The sequence below is a fragment of the Desulfitobacterium sp. genome, assembly GCF_982384815.1.
In genome coordinates this window covers 1-18,196 of the sequence record NZ_CEVWNY010000015.1, presented here as the reverse complement: position 1 = coordinate 18,196, position 18,196 = coordinate 1, and the positions used below count along the sequence as shown (strand labels likewise).

Below are 18,196 nucleotides of genomic sequence, written 5' to 3'. Positions count from 1 at the left end.
TAAATGCTTAAGAGACTGCTCTTAAGTGTAAAGTTTTGTGAGAAAGTTGGGGATTTAATTGAGTTTCGAAGAATCAGCACCAAAAACTTGGGCCAAAGCCAATCTTACGCCCAATGCCCGGGTCATCTTAGAGAAGCGCTATTTGAAGCAGGAAAACGGCAAAGTCTGTGAGAGCCCGGAAGATATGCTCTACCGGGTGGCAGCCGTGATTGCCCAAGTGGAAGAGAAATTCGGCAAAGGGAAAAAAGAAGTCAAAGAGCTGACCAAAGCCTTCTACGAGATGATGGCCAAGTTGGAATTCATGCCCAATTCCCCGACTTTGATGAATGCAGGACGTGACCTGGGTCAACTAAGTGCCTGTTTTGTATTGCCTGTAGATGATAGTATGGAAGATATTTTTGATGCGATTAAAAACGCGGCGATTATTCATAAATCCGGTGGAGGAACCGGCTTTAGCTTCTCCCGCCTCCGGCCGAAAAACAGCACTGTCCGTTCCACCGGCGGCGTAGCCTCCGGCCCGGTTTCCTTTATGAAAGTATTTAACGCCGCTACGGAAGCAGTCAAGCAAGGGGGAACCCGCCGCGGAGCGAATATGGGATATCTGCGGGTGGATCATCCGGATATTCTTGAATTCATTACCTGCAAAGAAGATAGTAAGGAGATCACCAATTTCAATATTTCCGTAGGGGTTACGGAAGAGTTTATGCAGGCGGTCAAAGAAAAACGCCATTATAACCTGATCGACCCTCATAATCAGGAAGTGGCCGGACAGCTTTATGCTCCCGATGTATTTGAGAAGATCGTTGATCACGCTTGGCGCAACGGCGAGCCGGGTATCATCTTCCTTGATCGTCTGAACCGGGACAACCCTACCCCCCAACTGGGCGAGATCGAAGCCACCAATCCTTGTGGCGAGCAACCACTTCTTCCTAACGAAGCCTGTAACTTGGGTTCGATTAACCTTAAGCTTATGGTCGCCGAGAAAAACGGCAAAGTAGTCATTGATTGGGAGCGCTTAAGCAGGATAACCCGGACCGCAACACGCTTTTTGGATAATGTTATTGAGGCCAATTCCTATCCGCTCCCCGCTATTGAAGAGATGGTCAAAGGCAATCGTAAGATTGGCTTAGGGGTTATGGGTTTTGCCGATATGCTGATCCTCCTGCAAACTTCCTATGCCTCAGAGGATGCGGTGGAATATGCCGAAAAGATCATGAATTTCATTCAGACGGAAGCCCGCCTGGAATCCCAGCGGCTTGCTGAAGAGAGAGGGAACTTCCCCAATTATCAAGGGTCCATCTATGATGGTGTCCGCCCCTTGCGCAATGCTACCTTAACCACCATTGCCCCCACCGGAACCATCTCCATGATCTGCGGTGCCTCCAGCGGTGTCGAGCCTCTCTTTGCCGTGGCCTATACCAAGACCGTTATGGATGGGACTCCCTTGATCGAGGTCAACCCCATCTTCCAAAGCCTAGCTGAAGAATATGGGTTCAACTCTCCGGAGCTGATGCGCAAGATCGCCGAGAAAGGCACCGTTCTGGGCTTCTCAGAAGTTCCTAATTGGGTTCAGGAGGTCTTTATCACTGCTCAAGAGATCGATCCCGAATGGCACATCCGTATTCAAGCCGCTTTCCAAAAGTACACGGACAATGCCGTCTCCAAGACCATTAATTTTGCTAATGAGGCTACCCGCGAAGATATTGCCAAGGCTTATGAACTGGCCTATGAGCTTAACTGTAAAGGCTTGACCGTCTATCGGGATGGCAGCCGGGAAGAGCAGGTTCTTTCCACCGGAATCACCAAGAAGGCGGAAGAAGCCAAGGGACAAGCGGATAAGGATCCCGAGGAGCCGGTCATTCCTAAAGTGCCCTTCATTCCGGAAGTGAACACCGTCTTACCCCGTCCCCGTCCCACCAGAACCACAGGTGTTACCGAGAAGATCCGCATCGGCTGCGGCAACCTCTATGTCAGTGTTATGGCTGATGAGAAGGGAATCTGCGAGATCTTTACCAACACCGGCCGGGCGGGAGGGTGTTCCTCCCAGTCTGAAGCTACTGCCCGCTTAATCTCCATCGCTCTTCGTTCCGGTATCTCCGTGGACGCCATTATCGAGCAAGTCAAAGGCATCCGTTGCCCGGCATGCATCCGCCGGGAAGGAGTCAATGTTACCTCCTGCCCAGATGCTATTGCGCGCGTTATCAAAGAGCATGTAGAATTAGGCAAGGCTAATGGCAATTTCGGAACTGCCAAGCCCCAAGGGACCGCTTCTGCTCAGGTTACAGCCGAAGAAAAACCCGTCCAAACTAAGAGTGCATCCATCACCGTACCGCAAAAGACCCGCACCACTGTTGCCGAAGGCAATGCCTGTCCCGAGTGCGGCATGGCCATTAACCATGAGAGCGGCTGCGTCGTCTGCACCCACTGCGGATATTCCAAGTGCGGGTGATTAACCCGTAGACATCAAGGCATACCTCTTCATAGGAAGGGGAGCTAAACCGCTTCTAAGAGCTTAATACTATTAAAAAGGAGGTAGCCCAACAATTAGGGCTACCTCCTTCCCGATAACAAACTACTTAGTAAGACTGATGCCTGTTCTAAAATAAAATGATATAGAATGGAAATATCTTCTTGAAAATACCGTGAAGTTATTGTGTAATTATTGTGAACCTTGATTCTTTTATTTCCAAGCAAGGGGGGATGAAGATGCGTGATCTGAATGACTTAGTTGAATATGTCACAAATGGTGACACCAAGGAGTCCGTTCTTATTGCTCACGAATTGGTTATCGGTGGTTACAGCATTAAAGAAGTCATCGAGGAGGGACTTACAAAGGCTCTTTGCTCCTTGGATGAAAAATGTTGCTTAAACCAGTTTAACCTTTTGGAAATTCTCCTAGCCGCCAGGGCAATGAAAGAGGTTGTGGACACGGTAATTTGCCCGGAGATAGCGAAGAAACCGAGTAGCATTGACTTGTATAAGCCAAAGGGCACTTTTGTTATGGGTACAATTCAAGGGGATATCCACGATTTGGGTAAGAATATTGTTGTTACACTTTTAAAAACCATCGGTTATCGCGTAATAGATTTGGGTAAAGATGTTCCCCCGGCCCAATTTGTAGAAACGGCTATTCAGGAAAAAGCAAATTTTATCGGGATTAGCAGTCTCATTTTCTCTACAGCGGCGGCGATTAGGGAGATAAAAAGGCAACTCAATGAAGAGAACCTGAACCGCCAGGATATTATGGTGATCGCCGGTGGTGCGGCGGTAAAACAAGCTACAAGAGAGGATTGCAATGTGGATATGGTTATAAACGATGCCTTTGAGTTAATCAGATTTCTTCAATCCTTAGAGGAGGAGGAGGAAGAAAATGACTGTGTTACATAATTTGACATCAGTTCTCGCGGGCAAAACCGGTAGCCATACCCTATGTATGCCCTTGGTATTTGGTTATGCGGCTACTTCCCAAGGGATAAGTCTAAGAAGATACCTCCGGAGCGGGGAGTATATTGCTCAGTGCCAGTTAAATTGTCAAAGGAAATTCGGTTATGATGCCGTTTTCGTTTATGGAGATAACTGTGTAGAAGCGGAAGCTTTAGGCTCTAAAGTCCGCTTCCCCGAGAATGCTTATCCATATATGGCGGAACATCTTGGTAAGGATAAACGAAGCTTAAAAAAGCTTTCCTTACCTGATCCCAATCAAGACGGTCGAATGCCGGAATTGTTGAAGGCCGCCCGCATCCTCAAAGCAGATTTAGGCAATGATGTGCCGATCATTGGCATTGCCCTTGGGCCCATGAGTATTGCCAGTCAATTAATGGGCCTAGAGAACCTCCTGTATCTGATTATCGACTCACCACAAGATTTCCAAGCTCTGCTGGTGTTTACTTCTCAAGTTTGCTTACAATATACTCTGGCTTTATTAGAAGCCGGTGTTCACATTACTGCTCTCATAGATCCTTGTGCTTCACCCAGTGTCATCCCCGCCGATATCTTCAGTCAATACTTGTTGCCACATTTTCACAGTATTTTTAATAAGCTAAAAAGAGCCGGCTCCCTAGCAGCATGGCTAATAATCACCGGCAACACAACAAGTATTTTGCACTATTATTCTTCGGCCCAGGTAGATCTGGCACTAATCGATTATGAAGTATCCCTGGAGGAAGCTATGAAGGAGGCACCGAGTCTGGTACTTGCCGGCAATATTAAACCCTATAGTTTTGTAAATAAAAAGCCAGGTGAAATATATCTTCAGAGCCGCGAGCTTATTAGTTCCGTTCCCGCCACGGTCAGATTTATCCTAAGCTCCGGCTGTGAACTGCCCTTGGATGCCAAGGCAGAGAATCTGGCGGCACTAATTCGGGCAGCAAGAGGTGATTCTAATGGCTGTTGAACAACTTAAAGAATCCCTTGATGCTGTAATGAAAATTAATAACATTACCGGCTATTTGCCGTTAAATATTGAAAATATGCTGCCGATTATTCAAAAGGAAATGGATAAGATTTTTGCGCCTTTTATCAGCAATATCAACCTTTACGACAATAAGCGGGTAAATTATTGCCAAGCCGATGCCAGTCAATGCAAGGTCTATAGGGACCAGCTTCCGCTGATTTTAGAGCAGGGGCAACCCCATCACTGTTGTCCAGGTCAGGATTGCCGCGATCGAACAGCTTGCTCGAAAACCAAGCGTTCACATATTTGCGTACCTCTCATAGCCGGGGCGGATATGTTTGGTGTAATTACCTTAAAGGGCATCGATAATGATCAGCTCAGCCGTGACTCCTTAGAATTGCTTCTGGCGATTGCCAATCAGGTGGCAGCAACTGTTCAGCGTTCAAAGCTTTATAACAGATTGGCCCAAGAGAAGAAGAACCTGGAAAATGCTAATCGAGAGATTTCCCAGCTTAACTCAGTACTAATCAATAAAATTGCGGAACTGAAAAAAATGCAGGAACAGTTAGTGTTTGCGGAGAAGTTAGCTGCTACCGGCAGGCTGGCAGCTAATCTTTCTCATGAGATCAACAATCCGACGGGGATAATTCTGTCAAGGTTGGAGTGGCTATTCATGGAATTCGAGGAGAGGATACCCGCGGATATGCTCCAAGATCTCCTGGTTATTAAAAAGCATACGGAGCGGATTGCCTTTATTACCCGCAGCTTACTGTCTTTTTCCAGCCCGATCAAGACAGAGGATATTGCTATCGATCCTGGACAATTGATTCAGGATACAGTAAGGTGGATGGAAAGGCAATTCGCTAAAAAAAACATAGACATTCGTTTGGAGCTGAACAGTACTCCGCTGATTAACGGAAGTCCCGAACTGCTGGAACAGGTTTTGGTCAACCTCTTAACTAATGCCAAGGATGCGCTCCCGGATGGCGGAACGATAACCATGCGGACAAATTATATGCCGGGTAACAGCATGGTACAAGTAGATATTCAGGATAATGGGGAAGGGATAGTGGAGGAGCATAAGGATATGATATTCGACCCCTTTTTCAGTACCAAGGGAAAACAGTTGGGTACAGGGCTCGGCCTACCGACGAGTTTAGCGATTATCAAGGAACATGGCGGTTCTATGGAATTCAATAGCGTATACGGAGAAGGCACTTGTTTTAGCATTATTTTACCGGTATCGATAAAGGAGGAAGCAAAGCTTGGACAATAAACGCTGTATTTTTATCATAGATGATGAGCCGGATATGCTGGATACCTACGCCCGCGTAATTACACGCATGGGCCATAAATGCCTTACCTTTGAAGATAGTTTTGTGGCTTTGGAGGAGATATGCAAGATCCAGCCGGACCTTGTGATTACCGATCTTAAAATGCCTGGATGTGACGGATTTGAAGTATTGGCTAAGGTTAAAGACTGCGTTCCCGACGCCATGGTCGTTGTCATAACCGGTTATGCTTCGGTGGATTCGGCAGTAAGGGCCATGCAGGAGGGAGCTTATGATTATCTTCCCAAACCCTTCTCCCTTGACCAACTGCAGCTGACAATCAATAAGGCTCTCAAGCAAATGGCGTTAAAGGAAGAAAACATGCTGCTGCGCACCCAGCTCAAGGAGGTCGTAAAAACTGAGAATATCATCGGTGCCAATGGCGGGCTGCAGCATATCTTTGCTACCATTGGCAAAATGGCCAAAAGCGATGCTTCGACCTTGATTATCGGCGAAAGCGGCACGGGTAAAGAAATGATAGCCCGTGCTATTCATGCCAACAGCAAACGGGCTACCGGACCTTTTATTCCGGTGGATTGTGCTTCTTTACCGGAAAACCTCTTAGAGAGTGAGTTATTTGGTTATGAAAAGGGTGCCTTCACCGGGGCCAATAAGACCAAGCCGGGATTACTGGAATTAGCAGACGGTGGTACATTATTCTTAGATGAAATCGGTGAGATGAAGCCGCTTTTACAAGCTAAGCTCTTAAGGACTTTAGAGGAATATTCCTTTAGGAGAGTAGGGGGCAACCATCAACATAAGGTTGATATGCGGATTGTGGCGGCTACCAATCGTGACTTGGCCATCGCTGTCCAGAATAAAGAATTCCGCGAGGATTTGCTTTATCGGATCAATGTCATAACCTTAAAGCTGCCCTCATTACGGGAACGACAGCAGGATATTCCGTTGCTTGTAAACCACTTTTGCCAAAAGTACGCGAAAAAGATTAATGATGAAATTACCGGTTTTAGCCGTGAGGCCATGCAGAAGATGGTCAATTATACTTGGCCCGGTAATGTCCGGGAATTGCGCAATGTCGTAGAACGAGCGGTTTCGCTTTGTTCGACAAAAATAGTCGAGGTCCGGGATCTGCCGCCGGAGGTTACCCAAGCTACAGGCGGAATTCTTGATGAGCGGGGTTTCCCCTTTTCTTTATCCTTCCATGAAGCTAAGGATGCTTGGGTAAGCAGGTTTGAGATAAAGTATCTAAAGGATCTGTTGGGTAGGCATAATGGGAATATTACGGAAGCGGCTCAAGCGGCCGGTATTGATCGCAAAACAATCCACAGGCTGATCAATAAACATCGGCTCTGAATCTTTTAGGATTTTAGTTTGGTCAAGGAAATATCATGCTCAATAGTTCCCGTTTGTCCATCTTTGTCGGTGGGGGTAGGAATCTTCAGTTTTAGTTCCTTAAGGGTGTCGGGTTCACATTCGTTGACGGAAAAGGTAATAAAACCCTGTTGGACTTGACGGGGAGGATAGGTACCGCCGAGACTTGAGGAAAGTGTCAAATCCGGAGTGCTTGTCTCCCCGGTATCGAAGACGACCTGCCACTCATCCGGATGAAACAAAACCTCTTCCGTGGATGTATTGCCGATTTCAACAGCTAGAGCGATTTTGCCCTTTGCAGCATCTGGTGAAGGATCAGTGTTTTTTACCAAGCTCACATTGAGGATACGTAATTTCATCTTTCCTAGATCGACGATTTGATTTAATTCAAAGGTTTGGCTAAAAGTTTCAACTTCTTTTGCACCGGTAGACGGGGCCGGTTGCTGAGTAGCTTGGCTCCGTGCACACCCTGTTAATGAGCCGGTTAAGGCGATTACTGTAATAATACTTAAAACTATTTTGATTGATTTTTTAAACAAAGCTTTGACCTCCTTTAAGTTACATACTGAGAATTCAATTACTCTACTGAAAATTATTGGCGTAATACAATCCGTTATCCGCGACCTCCTCCCTCCTGTTGGCTTTTTAGTTCATCGGGGTTAATACTACCTAGCTTCCCATATATAGGTTGGTTGCAAAAACCGTACCACAACCTTAGTTAAGGTTAGGGTGCGGTTTTTCTTTGGGTTTTTGTGGGATTTTGGCGAAAATTCAACTGACAAAACGAAATATTCAAAAGCATGGGGGCGTTCATGGGACATGGCGGGACGACAATGCCCCAGTTTTTGCTGTGCTGTTGAATTATTTTGATATAAAAAGGACAAATGTCACCATGTTAGAGGTTAATTTTCAGTGGCATATATTTTGCATTTGTTAGTGAGGGGACGGTCTTTCAAATCAGAGGTGGAGGGGGTGGCATACTCTTGGTCCGGGGAATTGAGAAAGGAGGTTGCAATTTGCTTTGTCATAAGAAATTATGCTCAATCTGAAGTTAACACTTAGGATACGATTGGAATTGAAAGGAGAACGTTAATGCAAAAAGGCCGGAAATTCGTCATGACCATGATCCTATTTACACTCAGTCTGGGCCTGGTTTTAGGTGCGGGTTATTATCGGAGCAGTATAAGCGATGGAGGGTCTTTCAACTTAAACCTTCCGCAGAAAGACACCGGGAAGGTTAAAACGGTTACAGTAAATCTTAACGAGCAAGGTCTTCTGAAGAAGTTATTGCAGCCTAATCTTATTGAAGTAAAGTCTCATGCGATTACCAATAAAAGTAATAAGGATTATAATTTGCAGTTTGAATTAACGGATAATTCCTTACTGGTGAGAATGAATGTTAAGGATGATGCTTGGGATGAAAAAAGCAATACTTTAAATCGTCCCTTAAAACCGGGTCAAAAAGTTAATTTTGATATGTATCTTGATGTTTCTAAGGAATTATCCGACCTCCCAGAGATATATAATGGGACCTTAAATGTCCTAGATTATACCACAAAAGAACAACTTGGATATGTTCCGATAAAAATTGTTAATACGAACGCGGCTTCTGGTGGCAATAAGGATTGTTGTGCACCCTGAATATTGGGATTAAAAAAGGAGGATTGATTAATGTCTGGTTGTCATTATTCAGATAGGGATAGAAAGCAAAGGAAACACTTTTGGCTGCGCCTAAGCACATATATTTTGGGGATTTTCCTTTTCTATGCACCATTTGCTGTATTTGTCCGGGTTGTGAAGTCGATTACAAATAATCCTACAACAAGTGATGTTCATAGTTTATGCATGCGGATGCCGCTTAATTGGCTTTTTGATTCTTCAGACCGGTATCGCATTGTAGCTGATCCTCTTTATCTTAGTTTCGTAGTGGTTATTGTGATAGCCTTCTTCTTTGGACCGCTTTTTTGCGGTTGGTTATGCTCGGCTGGAGCACTTACCGAGTATTTAAGCAAATTAGTACCGGATCGATTCAAAATTGATCTTTCACGAAAAGTAAATCCAACCCCAATTCGCTATGGGTTTTTGGCAGGTTTCCTTCTCACTCCGTTTTTAGGCGGGAGTGTCTGCTGTGCTTTCTGTAACTTTAGTATTTTTCAGAGATTTATCAGCGGGCTGACCGGCGATCTGCAGGCTTTGGCCTATTGGAGCACTACGGTGATTATTACAACAATAATTTGGATTGTCTTTTTTGGTTTGTTTATAAAGGGAGGACGGGGCTGGTGCAGCTTTGGCTGTCCCATAGGAACTATTCAATCCTTGTTCTATGCAATCGGCTCAAAGCTGAAATTTACTTATAAGCTTAAGTACGATAGTTCAAAGTGTAATGGCTGTGGCTCTTGTATTAAAGCATGTCCCATGTGGTCCATTACTAAAACGGATCAAGGGAAAGGGATATCGGTTAGTCCGTATTCGTGTAATGTTTGCCTTGATTGTGTAGTGGTATGTCCTCTGGGAGCTTTAAGTTACGGTAATGGAATTACAGAGTCCCATAAACATATTCAATTAGAGGATAAGACAACTCCAGTTGCTAGTAAATAGGAGGAGGTCAATTTGCTTCATACAATAAGAAATAAATTCTGCAATATCAGTAATCGTGTTAAACAGAATCTATTCGGTGCTGCTATCGGTTTGAGTGCGGCTTTGGTTCCTTTACAACGTAGTGGATGCAGCGGAAATTGCAAGTCATGCCAAAGTTGTGCTGCATCAGCGATAATTATTGCGGGCTTGGTCCTTGTAAAGTTTCGCGGCTGCGTACAAAGAGTTTTTTCTAAAAATAGACACAATTAAGAATAGGTCTGATAGGATTGAACCAATATTCAACAGCACGTGAGGAATTCATGGGACACCGTTGTGGCGATAATGTCCCAATCTTTGCTGTGACTTTGCTATAGAAAGGACGAATACCGCTAAATGCCGCTATTATCCAGGTTTGTTTCAAGTGGCACATATTTTGCATTTAGATTAAGACAGCGGCTTAGATTTCAAATCGGAGGTGGAGGAGGGTGTTTGGCAAACTGATCTGGCGGAATGTGAAAAGGCGGACCTGGCAGAGCGTCCTGACGTTCTTTGTTGTCGCCGCCGGCACCGCCGCTTTGGCTGCGGGCATACTTTTGGTCTGGGGAATTGAGAAAGGAGGGAAAAACACTGTAGACAATTTAGGGGCGGACATCTTGGTTATCCCGGCGGATGCCGACTTCGAGCCGAGTCAGGTCCTCTTCACCGGGGTACCTGCCAATAGCTATATTCAAGCCGGGGTTATGGCGAGGGTAAAGGAAATCCCCGGCGTTGAAGCGGCAACAGCTCAGTTTTTCAGCCAAACCCTTAACCAAAGCTGCTGCAGTCTTCCGGAGGAATATCGGCTGGTGGGCTATGATCCGGAAACGGATTTTATTGTCGATAGGTTATTAGCGGCAGGCGTAGGAAGAGCTTTAAAACCTAATGAGGTGATTGTGGGTGGAAAGGTACCGGCGTTTTTGGGCGACCGGGTGGTGATTTTGGGCAAGGCCTTTGACGTGGCGGGTTACCTAAGGCCAATGGGGGGCAGCATCGATGGAACCATCTTTGTCCCGATTGAAACGGCTCGCAGACTTGCCGGGGCCAGTCCGTACCTGCAAATGTACTGGGAGAAGGAAGGGGACCCCGCCGGCTTAATATCGGCAATTCTGATTAAGACCGCTGATGGGGCCGACCCTGAAGCGATTGCCGGAAGCATTGCCAAGATCGCAGGTGTAAAGGGGGTGACAGCCGGGAGGTTATTCCGCGAATTACAGGAGCAGTTGACAGTAATTAAGGAAATTCTGCGTTTAATGCTTTTGATTATCTGCGGGATAACGATAGCCTCCTTATCCTCCCGCTATTCTTCATTGGTCATGGAAAGGCAGCAGGAATTAGCCATCCTACGCGCCTTGGGTACTGAAAGAAGCGGTATCTTTAGGCTGGTTATGCTGGAAACCGGTTGTTTAGGACTGGCGGGATCGCTGTTCGGTTGCCTGGCGGGCTGCGGAATGGTCTATTATTTGGAGAAAGTCATCAGGAGTCACAGTAATTTTCCATTTCTCTTACCGTCTACAGGTCTGCTGAGCTTGATATTGCTGGGCGTGATTATGGGGGTACTTTTGGTCTGCGCTATAGCCGCTTTCTGGCCGGCCAGGGTATCCGCAGGAATGGATCCAATCGTTGCCTTGACTGAAGGCGAGATGAAGTAAGGAGGGCCTTTCGTGGAAATAACCTTGAAAAACATCACCCATCACTATCAGGATGGGGCGGGGGAGATTGTTACACCTTTACGGAATATTGATTTAACAATTAAAAGTGGCAATGCCCTTGTGATCCACGGCCCTTCCGGCAGCGGCAAAAGCACGTTATTGTACATTCTCGGTTGCTTGCTGCGCCCCACCCAAGGGGAACTGTATCTGGACGGACAATCCCTTTTGGGATATGGGGAAAAGGAATTGGCGGAATTGCGGAGACGGATCATCGGCTTTATGTTCCAGATGTGTTACCTGCTTCCCACCTTGACGGTGATTGAGAATGTGATGCTGCCCCTTTGGATTCTACAGCGAAATGGCAGTAAAAAGGGGGATGATCGAAAAAGGGCTGCTCTTTTATTGGAACAGCTGGGCATAGCAGAACGGGCGGATTTTTTACCCTATCAACTAAGTGGGGGCCAAAGACGTCGGGTTGCTCTTGCCAGGGCGATGGTTAATGACCCGGAAATTATCCTCTTTGACGAGCCGACAGCGGAGCTGGAGGAAGAAAGGCGAACCTTCATCGGGGAGTGGTTAATGGCGCAGGCGGCAAAAAACAAGATTGTCGTAGCAGTTACCCACGATCCTCTATTGGCGAACTATGCCGGGAAAATCTACCGCCTGAAAAACGGGCAGCTGCTGGCGGGTTAAATCAAAAAAATCCTTGAGTTATAAGCAATTTATTTGGAGGTAATAAGTATGGGAAAAAAACTTCATAGAATTACGGGTGGCTTGGGCGCTCTCTTAGGCCTATTGATTGCCCTTACACCGTTCCAATTGGCACCGGTTTGCCAGAGATTATTGGAAACAAATACTGGAAAAATGGTGCATATGCGTTGTCACTATACCGGCCAAGCGGAGGTATTTCTGGGCATCGTCATTATGTTTGTCTCACTGGTCTATCTGCTTAATAAGAGCTTGGTTGCCCAAAAAAGCTTAGGGATAGTCCTGGCTGTTCTCGGGGTGGTCGCGATTATCCTGCCGACAAATTTGGGTATTGGGGTCTGCATGAGTCCTATGGAATGCCACACCACAGCCAAAGTACTTTATCTTTTAGGAGGATTATTGGTAGTTGATGGTCTGGTTCCTATATTCCAAAAAGAAACCCCTGTGTCTACTTCGAAAGGAGTTCAAGCTTGATAGAAAGGAGGGGGTATTTTGCAGCAAAAGTTAAGCAAGGTTTTCGGACTGAATATGATCGTTGTCGGTATGGTAATAGGCTTCTCCCTTGTTGCAACCTATGCGATTCCTACTGTCAAAGAAGCAAGTGCCGCTAACCAGGAAGGATATCTTGCCTTCCAATCGACCTGTACGGCCTGCCATGGCGCCGATAGGGTCCAGAACTTTCAAGGCTCATCCTCCTGGCCGGAAATAATCGACCTTATGAAAAGTTATGGCGCCTTTATCCAGCCGGAAGAGGAAGAGCAGATTCGGCAATATCTGGAGGAAACCTATCCGAAAGGGGGATAAAGTTGGATTTCTTTGAGAAAGAGGGTATCAAAGAAGGCTTTGTAATTCTGACTCTGAGCATCTGGGCTTCCCTGAGCCTTGTCCTAATGCTTGCCAGAAGCTGGACAGCGGAAAATGCCTATTGGGTAGTAATTTTTTCGGGGCTAATTTGTTGGACAGCTGCCTTTTCCGTTTATACCTGGAGGGTTTTGGTGCTTGACGGTAAGGGAGGTGACGTAGATGGAGAACAGTAAAGAGGAAATAACCAGACGTCGATTTTTGGGGATTCTGACCGGCGTGCCCTTGGTTTTAAGTGTAGGGGTACCGGCCGTGGCAGTAGGCAAGATGTTCGACCCCCCTGATGCGTTAAAGCCTGTGCCTCCTAAAATGGCAATTTTTAAAGAAGATGCAGATTTTACGAAGCCTAAAGAAATTGTTTATGATGGTTTTCCTGCCATTATCTTTAAAAAGGGTAATGAGTTTAAAGCTTTTTCCAGAGTTTGTACCCATTTGGGGTGCACGGTAATGTGGAATGAGGCGGAGAAGCAATTCGAATGTCCTTGTCATGGCGGAATCTACGATGAGGAAGGCAATGTTGTCAAGGGTCCCCCGCCTAAAGCCTTAGCACGGTTAAAGGCCTGGGTAGAAGATGGTTATATTATGGTGCAAGAGGGGGTGGTTTAGTGGCAATAGAGTCAAAAGAGGTAGAATTGAAGGAAATGCTGAGGGAGATGGCTGCACACCCTGTCCCCAAGCATGCCCGAAATTTTATTTTTTGCTTTGGTGGTATTGCGTTCCTGTTGTTTTTGGTTCAGGTTTTCACGGGGATTGTCCTGGCGGTTTATTATAAGCCAACGATGGAGGGCGCTTACCAAAGCGTAATGTTCATCAATAATGATGTGTTCATGGGCAAGGCCTTGCGTTCGGTGCATAACATTGCGGCTAATCTCATGATGATCATGGTGGTACTGCATTTTTTACGGGTTATCTTCACCGGCTCCTACAAGCCGCCCCGTCAGTTCAACTGGGTGGTAGGTGTTTTGCTCTTGCTTCTGGTAATCCTCTTTTGTTTTACCGGCTACCTGCTGCCTTTGGATCAGGTTGGCTATTGGGCAGCTATTATCGGGACAAAGATATTAGCTTCAATCCCCTTAGTGGGTGACAAATTGCTCCTTCTTAGTCAGGCTGGGACCAAAATTACCGATTACACCCTGATCAGATTTTTTATCATTCACATCGTTGTACTGCCGGTTATTACCATAGCTTTTTTGGTTGCCCATTTTATTATGATCCGTAAACAGGGAATTTCCGGTCCTTTATAAGAGGGAGGTGTGACCATGGAAACTGGAAAGAGAAAAGTAAGTGACGGTACTGTGCCGTTTTTCCCCAATCATTTGACCACTGAAGTAGCTGTAGCCCTAGGGGTTTTCGGAATTGTCCTGTTTATTGCCGGTGTTTTTCCCAAGGAACTTGGGCCGCCGGCCAACCCGGTAATGACCCCGGCCCATATTCAACCCGATTGGTACTTCCTCTGGCTTTTCGGACTTTTAAAGATTTTGCCCCAGCTTTTAGGGCTAGTGGTGCCGGCTTTGTTAGGAGCCGCCGTTATCTTGCTGCCTTGGTTGGACAAAAGTACCTCACGCAGGCCGGAAGCGAGGGCGCGGGTGATTATCGGCACCGAAGTAACCCTGATCGTCATGGTAGTTTTAACCTATATTGGTATCTATTTTTGAGGTCATCGGCAACTTAAAACGGATGGGGGTGAACAAATGACGGGACACGGGCCAAATAGTAAAGCAGCATCCTTGCTTTCCCTTCTGGGCGTTTGTATGGGAATTGGCTTTTTAATCGGGATAACGGGCAGTGTTATTGCTGCTCCTCACTATGCCTTGCCTGTAGAGCACGAGGTAAAGCTGGTATATGCTGCCGGATTGCAGCCCCAAAAGGCGGCAGGTACGCAAACCGGCGAAGTGGGCACCGGCCAGATTAATAATATCACGGGAGGGGAGTTCTTCCCCAAAAAAGGCTGTACCCAATGTCATGAGGTAAGCTACTACGGGGTGGCCGGCGGGGTGACGGGGCCTGATCTTACCATAGCTTATAAGGATGTGCCGGGTCGTTTCGGCAAGACCCTGGAAGAATTTTTAAGGAAACCGGAAGGAACCATGGCGGAGATGTTTGCCAGGATGGACATTACCGCAGAGGAAAAGGCGAAGATTCTTGATTTGCTTACCGTGGCTGGTGGCGGTGCAGCCGAAAAAGCCGATGAAGCTGAACAAAGTGAGGCTTCAAGCAGTAAAGAAATTTAAAGGAGGTTACATTACAGGTGGATAAAGGATTTTTTAAGAAGGTCGTGCTTTCGCTAGCCGGATTGCTGGTAGGATTAATCATAGCTGTGATGTTGTCAGCTTATCTTAATCCTGTAGCCAAGACAGCAAGCAGCGGAGGATCTAATATCTCGGTCGCCGGTGTACCCGACGATGTTGTTCAAGCGGCCTTAAAGACTTATGTACCACCGGGTCAGCACGACGAATATTATATGTTTGCCTCAGGGGGGCACTCCGGTAATGTATTTGTCTACGGCGTGCCTTCGATGCGTCGCATCAGAACGATTCCTGTCTTTACACCGGAATCAGCTGTAGGTTATGGCTGGACAGCGGAAACTAAGGAAATGCTTGGTGAGTGGAGGTGGGGTGACGTACACCATCCTTGCTTAAGTGAAACGGGGGGGGACTATGACGGACGTTGGCTTTTCGTCAATGATAATGCCAATAGCAGAGCGGCGCGGATCGATCTGGATAGCTTCAGGACCAGCCAAATCATCGATCTTCCCAATATTTATGGGCCACACAGTGCCGTCTTTATGACCCCTAATTCCGAATACTTCATGCTGGGTTCCCGTTTTGCCGGACCGATTCCTTATGGGACCTATTCTCCAATTGAGAATTTGGCGGAGGATTATCACTGTGTTCTGGCGGCGGTGGCCATCGACCCGAACAATGGCGGGATGAGCGTTGGCTGGGAAGTGCTGATGCCGCCGTGGTCTTTTGATTTATCAGATGCCGGTAAGCTCGTCAGTGATGGCTGGGCTTTTCTCACCACCTATAATACGGAAGAAGCTTATGAATTATTGGAGGTCAATGCTTCCCAACGGGAAATGGATTATGTGGTAGCGGTTAACTGGAAGATACTGGAGCAGGCCGCCAAGGATGGCAAATACACGATGGTGGATGGAGCCAAAATGATTGATCCCCATGATGTCCCAGGCTCAATTTACTTGATTCCGGCGATGAAGAGTCCTCATGGTGTCGATGTCACACCGGATGGGAAGTACATCATCGCCAACGGCAAGGTCGCCCCGGTGGCAACCGTATTCAGCTTTGAGAAATTCATGGAATGTGTAAATAATAAGGATTTCCAAGGAGAAGAAAGAGGTTTCCCGATTGTCAACTATGAGAAAGTAAGAGTAAATGAGGTCGAAGTTGGCTTAGGACCTCTTCACACTCAATTCGATGACAAGGGTTATGCCTATACCACTTTATTTATCGATAGTGCCATTGCCAAGTGGAAGCTCGACACTTTCGAAATCGTGGACAAAATTCCTGTTCACTATTGTCCCGGACACTTAAGTGCGGCGGAGGGCGATACCGTCAGTCCGGATGGCAAATACCTGATTTCCCTAAACAAATTAGCCAAAGACAAGTTCTTATCCGTGGGGCCATCACATCCGGAAAGCGCTCAACTGATTGACTTAACAACGGATAAAATGAAAATCCTCATGGACGTTCCCATTGATCCGGAGCCTCACTTTGCCCAGACAATTAAAGCCGATAAGATCAAAACCTGGGAGGTCTTCGATAAGGATCCTAATCGCCCCGGTGCAGTTTATGAAAAGGAGAATGCCCGGGTTGAACGCAACGGGAGCGAGGTTACCGTATATCAGATGGGCTTCCGCAGTCGTTATTATCCGGACCATGTGGAGGTGAATGAAGGGGATCATGTGACTTGGTATTTAACCAATACGGATTTTGATGAAGATATCACCCATGGCTTCGGCATCTGCATGTATGATCTGAACGCTGAGGCCCAACCCGGTGAAACGATAAAATTCGAATTTGTCGCTGATAAGGCAGGAGTCTGGCCATTCTATTGTACCAACTTCTGTTCGGCACTCCATCAGGAAATGCAGGGTTGGTTCATTGTCAAGCCCAAAAATTAAGTTGCTAATCTAAACGGCGGGTGGGTATCCGGGTAATGGATACCCCTCCCCCAAAAATCCCGATAGTAAAGTAATGCATGAAAAGGTGTGACCTATATGAAAAAAACAAACGTCTTACAAGGGCTTTTCCATGGCAATCTTAATAAAATCGGCAGAATCATGTTCGCGGCGGCGGGGGTAATTCTTTTGATTTCCTTTTTTCTACCCTGGTGGCATTTAAATCTCATCGCCCCCCAATATCCCGAAGGCTTGGCGATGATTGTTTACCCGACTAAGCTGGAGGGCAGAATCGATATTATCAATAATATCAACCACTATATTGGAATGAAGTGGATCACAGAGGACGATTTTCCGGAGTTTAAGATTCTCCCTATCTGGGGCGGAATTGTGATTTTATTGGCTTTGATCACGGCCGGGATTAAAAAGAGATGGTTTGCTTGGCTGACTGCGGGAGTAGGTGCTCTTGGTGGTATGGTTGGCGTCTATGACCTATGGCACTGGCTGCGCACCTACGGAACCCAGCTGGATCCCAAGGCAGCGATCAAGATAGCCCCCTTTACCCCCCCGATAATCGGTAGGAACACCTTAGCGAATTTTATCACCTATACCGGATTCGATTCAGGGGGATATTTGCTGGGATTAGGTATAGTTCTAATGCTCTTGGCGGCTTGGAGGTTTAAGGAACATGAAAAGCAAAAGGAAAATGAACTGCCAAAGGAGTAAAATCGGCCTTTTGTTAGGGGTGACCCTTTTGTTAATGATGTTCCCCATGGCTGCCAAGGCCGCAAACCTGACAGTGGAGCCTGATCACGGTACAGAAGCTATTCAGAAAGCCTTAGCCAGGGCAGCACCGGGGGATACCATTGAGGTTCAGGCAGGAACCTATCTGGGGCAGATCGTCATTGATAAAGCTGTGTCCTTAATTGGCCTTGGAATGCCGGTTTTGGATGGGGGAGGCGTGGGGGATGTCCTAAGCATTAAGGCGGATGGGGTAACAGTAAAAGGATTTGAAATTAGGGGCAGCGGTGCAAAGCTGCAAGATTCCGATGCCGGAATTAAACTGTATTCCAGCCATAATATTATTGAGGATAATAAGCTGATTAATAATCTTTTCGGCATTTATCTGCTCAAATCACCTGAGAATCTGATCCGCAATAATGAAATC

Annotated in this window: 20 protein-coding genes; 19 read left to right on the top strand and 1 reads right to left on the bottom strand. The window is 46.5% G+C overall.

The window, feature by feature from the left end:
* The first annotated feature begins 58 nt into the window (after positions 1 to 58).
* From AC1U9U_RS04355 to AC1U9U_RS04335, 5 genes are all read left to right on the top strand, one after another.
* Entirely contained in the window at positions 59 to 2,449 is a 2,391-nt protein-coding gene (locus tag AC1U9U_RS04355; protein ID WP_479959326.1) for a vitamin B12-dependent ribonucleotide reductase, read from the top strand.
* Positions 2,450 to 2,706: 257 nt separating this feature from the next.
* Positions 2,707 to 3,387 (top strand): cobalamin B12-binding domain-containing protein, encoded by a 681-nt coding sequence (locus AC1U9U_RS04350; RefSeq protein WP_479959325.1) that lies wholly within the window; start codon positions 2,707 to 2,709, stop codon positions 3,385 to 3,387.
* Entirely contained in the window at positions 3,371 to 4,393 is a 1,023-nt protein-coding gene (locus AC1U9U_RS04345; RefSeq protein ID WP_479959324.1) for a uroporphyrinogen decarboxylase family protein, read from the top strand. Before AC1U9U_RS04350 ends, AC1U9U_RS04345 begins: the two co-directional genes overlap by 17 nt.
* On the top strand, positions 4,383 to 5,669 hold the full coding sequence (locus AC1U9U_RS04340) for an ATP-binding protein (protein WP_479959323.1): 1,287 nt from the start codon (positions 4,383 to 4,385) through the stop codon (positions 5,667 to 5,669). Before AC1U9U_RS04345 ends, AC1U9U_RS04340 begins: the two co-directional genes overlap by 11 nt.
* Complete coding sequence (locus tag AC1U9U_RS04335) at positions 5,659 to 7,038, top strand: sigma-54-dependent transcriptional regulator (protein ID WP_479959322.1); 1,380 nt, start codon at positions 5,659 to 5,661, stop codon at positions 7,036 to 7,038. Before AC1U9U_RS04340 ends, AC1U9U_RS04335 begins: the two co-directional genes overlap by 11 nt.
* Before the next feature lie 5 nt (positions 7,039 to 7,043).
* Here the strand turns inward: AC1U9U_RS04335 and AC1U9U_RS04330 are convergent, their stop codons facing one another.
* Positions 7,044 to 7,595 (bottom strand): hypothetical protein, encoded by a 552-nt coding sequence (locus AC1U9U_RS04330; protein WP_479959321.1) that lies wholly within the window; start codon positions 7,593 to 7,595, stop codon positions 7,044 to 7,046.
* Positions 7,596 to 8,148: 553 nt separating this feature from the next.
* Here AC1U9U_RS04330 and AC1U9U_RS04325 point away from each other — a divergent pair.
* The 14 genes from AC1U9U_RS04325 to AC1U9U_RS04260 all read left to right on the top strand — a co-directional run.
* Entirely contained in the window at positions 8,149 to 8,697 is a 549-nt protein-coding gene (locus AC1U9U_RS04325; RefSeq protein ID WP_479959320.1) for a hypothetical protein, read from the top strand.
* A 30-nt stretch (positions 8,698 to 8,727) separates the two neighbouring features.
* Positions 8,728 to 9,654 (top strand): 4Fe-4S binding protein, encoded by a 927-nt coding sequence (locus AC1U9U_RS04320; RefSeq protein ID WP_479959319.1) that lies wholly within the window; start codon positions 8,728 to 8,730, stop codon positions 9,652 to 9,654.
* 464 nt (positions 9,655 to 10,118) lie between these two features.
* Positions 10,119 to 11,321: an ABC transporter permease gene (locus AC1U9U_RS04315; RefSeq protein ID WP_479959318.1), complete on the top strand. Its 1,203-nt coding sequence runs from the start codon at positions 10,119 to 10,121 to the stop codon at positions 11,319 to 11,321.
* Between the two features lie 12 nt (positions 11,322 to 11,333).
* Positions 11,334 to 12,014, top strand: a complete 681-nt coding sequence (locus AC1U9U_RS04310; protein WP_479959317.1) for an ABC transporter ATP-binding protein — start codon at positions 11,334 to 11,336, stop codon at positions 12,012 to 12,014.
* 48 nt (positions 12,015 to 12,062) lie between these two features.
* Complete coding sequence (locus tag AC1U9U_RS04305; protein ID WP_479959316.1) at positions 12,063 to 12,503, top strand: DUF4418 family protein; 441 nt, start codon at positions 12,063 to 12,065, stop codon at positions 12,501 to 12,503.
* Between the two features lie 18 nt (positions 12,504 to 12,521).
* The gene (locus tag AC1U9U_RS04300) at positions 12,522 to 12,833 is read left to right on the top strand and encodes a c-type cytochrome (protein ID WP_479959315.1); all 312 of its coding nucleotides are present in this window, start codon (positions 12,522 to 12,524) and stop codon (positions 12,831 to 12,833) included.
* A 2-nt stretch (positions 12,834 to 12,835) separates the two neighbouring features.
* Positions 12,836 to 13,066 carry a hypothetical protein gene (locus tag AC1U9U_RS04295; RefSeq protein ID WP_479959314.1) on the top strand — a complete coding sequence of 77 codons (231 nt, stop codon included), beginning with the start codon at positions 12,836 to 12,838 and terminating at the stop codon, positions 13,064 to 13,066.
* The gene (locus AC1U9U_RS04290; protein WP_479959313.1) at positions 13,053 to 13,496 is read left to right on the top strand and encodes a QcrA and Rieske domain-containing protein; all 444 of its coding nucleotides are present in this window, start codon (positions 13,053 to 13,055) and stop codon (positions 13,494 to 13,496) included. Before AC1U9U_RS04295 ends, AC1U9U_RS04290 begins: the two co-directional genes overlap by 14 nt.
* Positions 13,496 to 14,134, top strand: coding sequence for a cytochrome b N-terminal domain-containing protein (locus tag AC1U9U_RS04285; protein ID WP_479959312.1), 639 nt, complete (start codon positions 13,496 to 13,498; stop codon positions 14,132 to 14,134). The genes AC1U9U_RS04290 and AC1U9U_RS04285 overlap by 1 nt, the downstream gene beginning before the upstream one ends.
* A 15-nt stretch (positions 14,135 to 14,149) precedes the next feature.
* Complete coding sequence (locus AC1U9U_RS04280; protein ID WP_479959311.1) at positions 14,150 to 14,545, top strand: cytochrome b family protein; 396 nt, start codon at positions 14,150 to 14,152, stop codon at positions 14,543 to 14,545.
* A 36-nt stretch (positions 14,546 to 14,581) separates the two neighbouring features.
* The gene (locus AC1U9U_RS04275; protein WP_479959310.1) at positions 14,582 to 15,121 is read left to right on the top strand and encodes a cytochrome C; all 540 of its coding nucleotides are present in this window, start codon (positions 14,582 to 14,584) and stop codon (positions 15,119 to 15,121) included.
* 17 nt (positions 15,122 to 15,138) lie between these two features.
* Positions 15,139 to 17,031 (top strand): Sec-dependent nitrous-oxide reductase, encoded by a 1,893-nt coding sequence (nosZ, locus tag AC1U9U_RS04270; RefSeq protein ID WP_479959309.1) that lies wholly within the window; start codon positions 15,139 to 15,141, stop codon positions 17,029 to 17,031.
* A gap of 96 nt (positions 17,032 to 17,127) precedes the next feature.
* A complete protein-coding gene (locus AC1U9U_RS04265; RefSeq protein WP_479959308.1) occupies positions 17,128 to 17,754 on the top strand; it encodes a hypothetical protein in 627 nt (208 codons plus the stop codon).
* The coding region (locus AC1U9U_RS04260; protein WP_479959307.1) for a right-handed parallel beta-helix repeat-containing protein at positions 17,717 to 18,196 on the top strand (480 nt) is incomplete at its 3' end. The genes AC1U9U_RS04265 and AC1U9U_RS04260, both read left to right, overlap by 38 nt.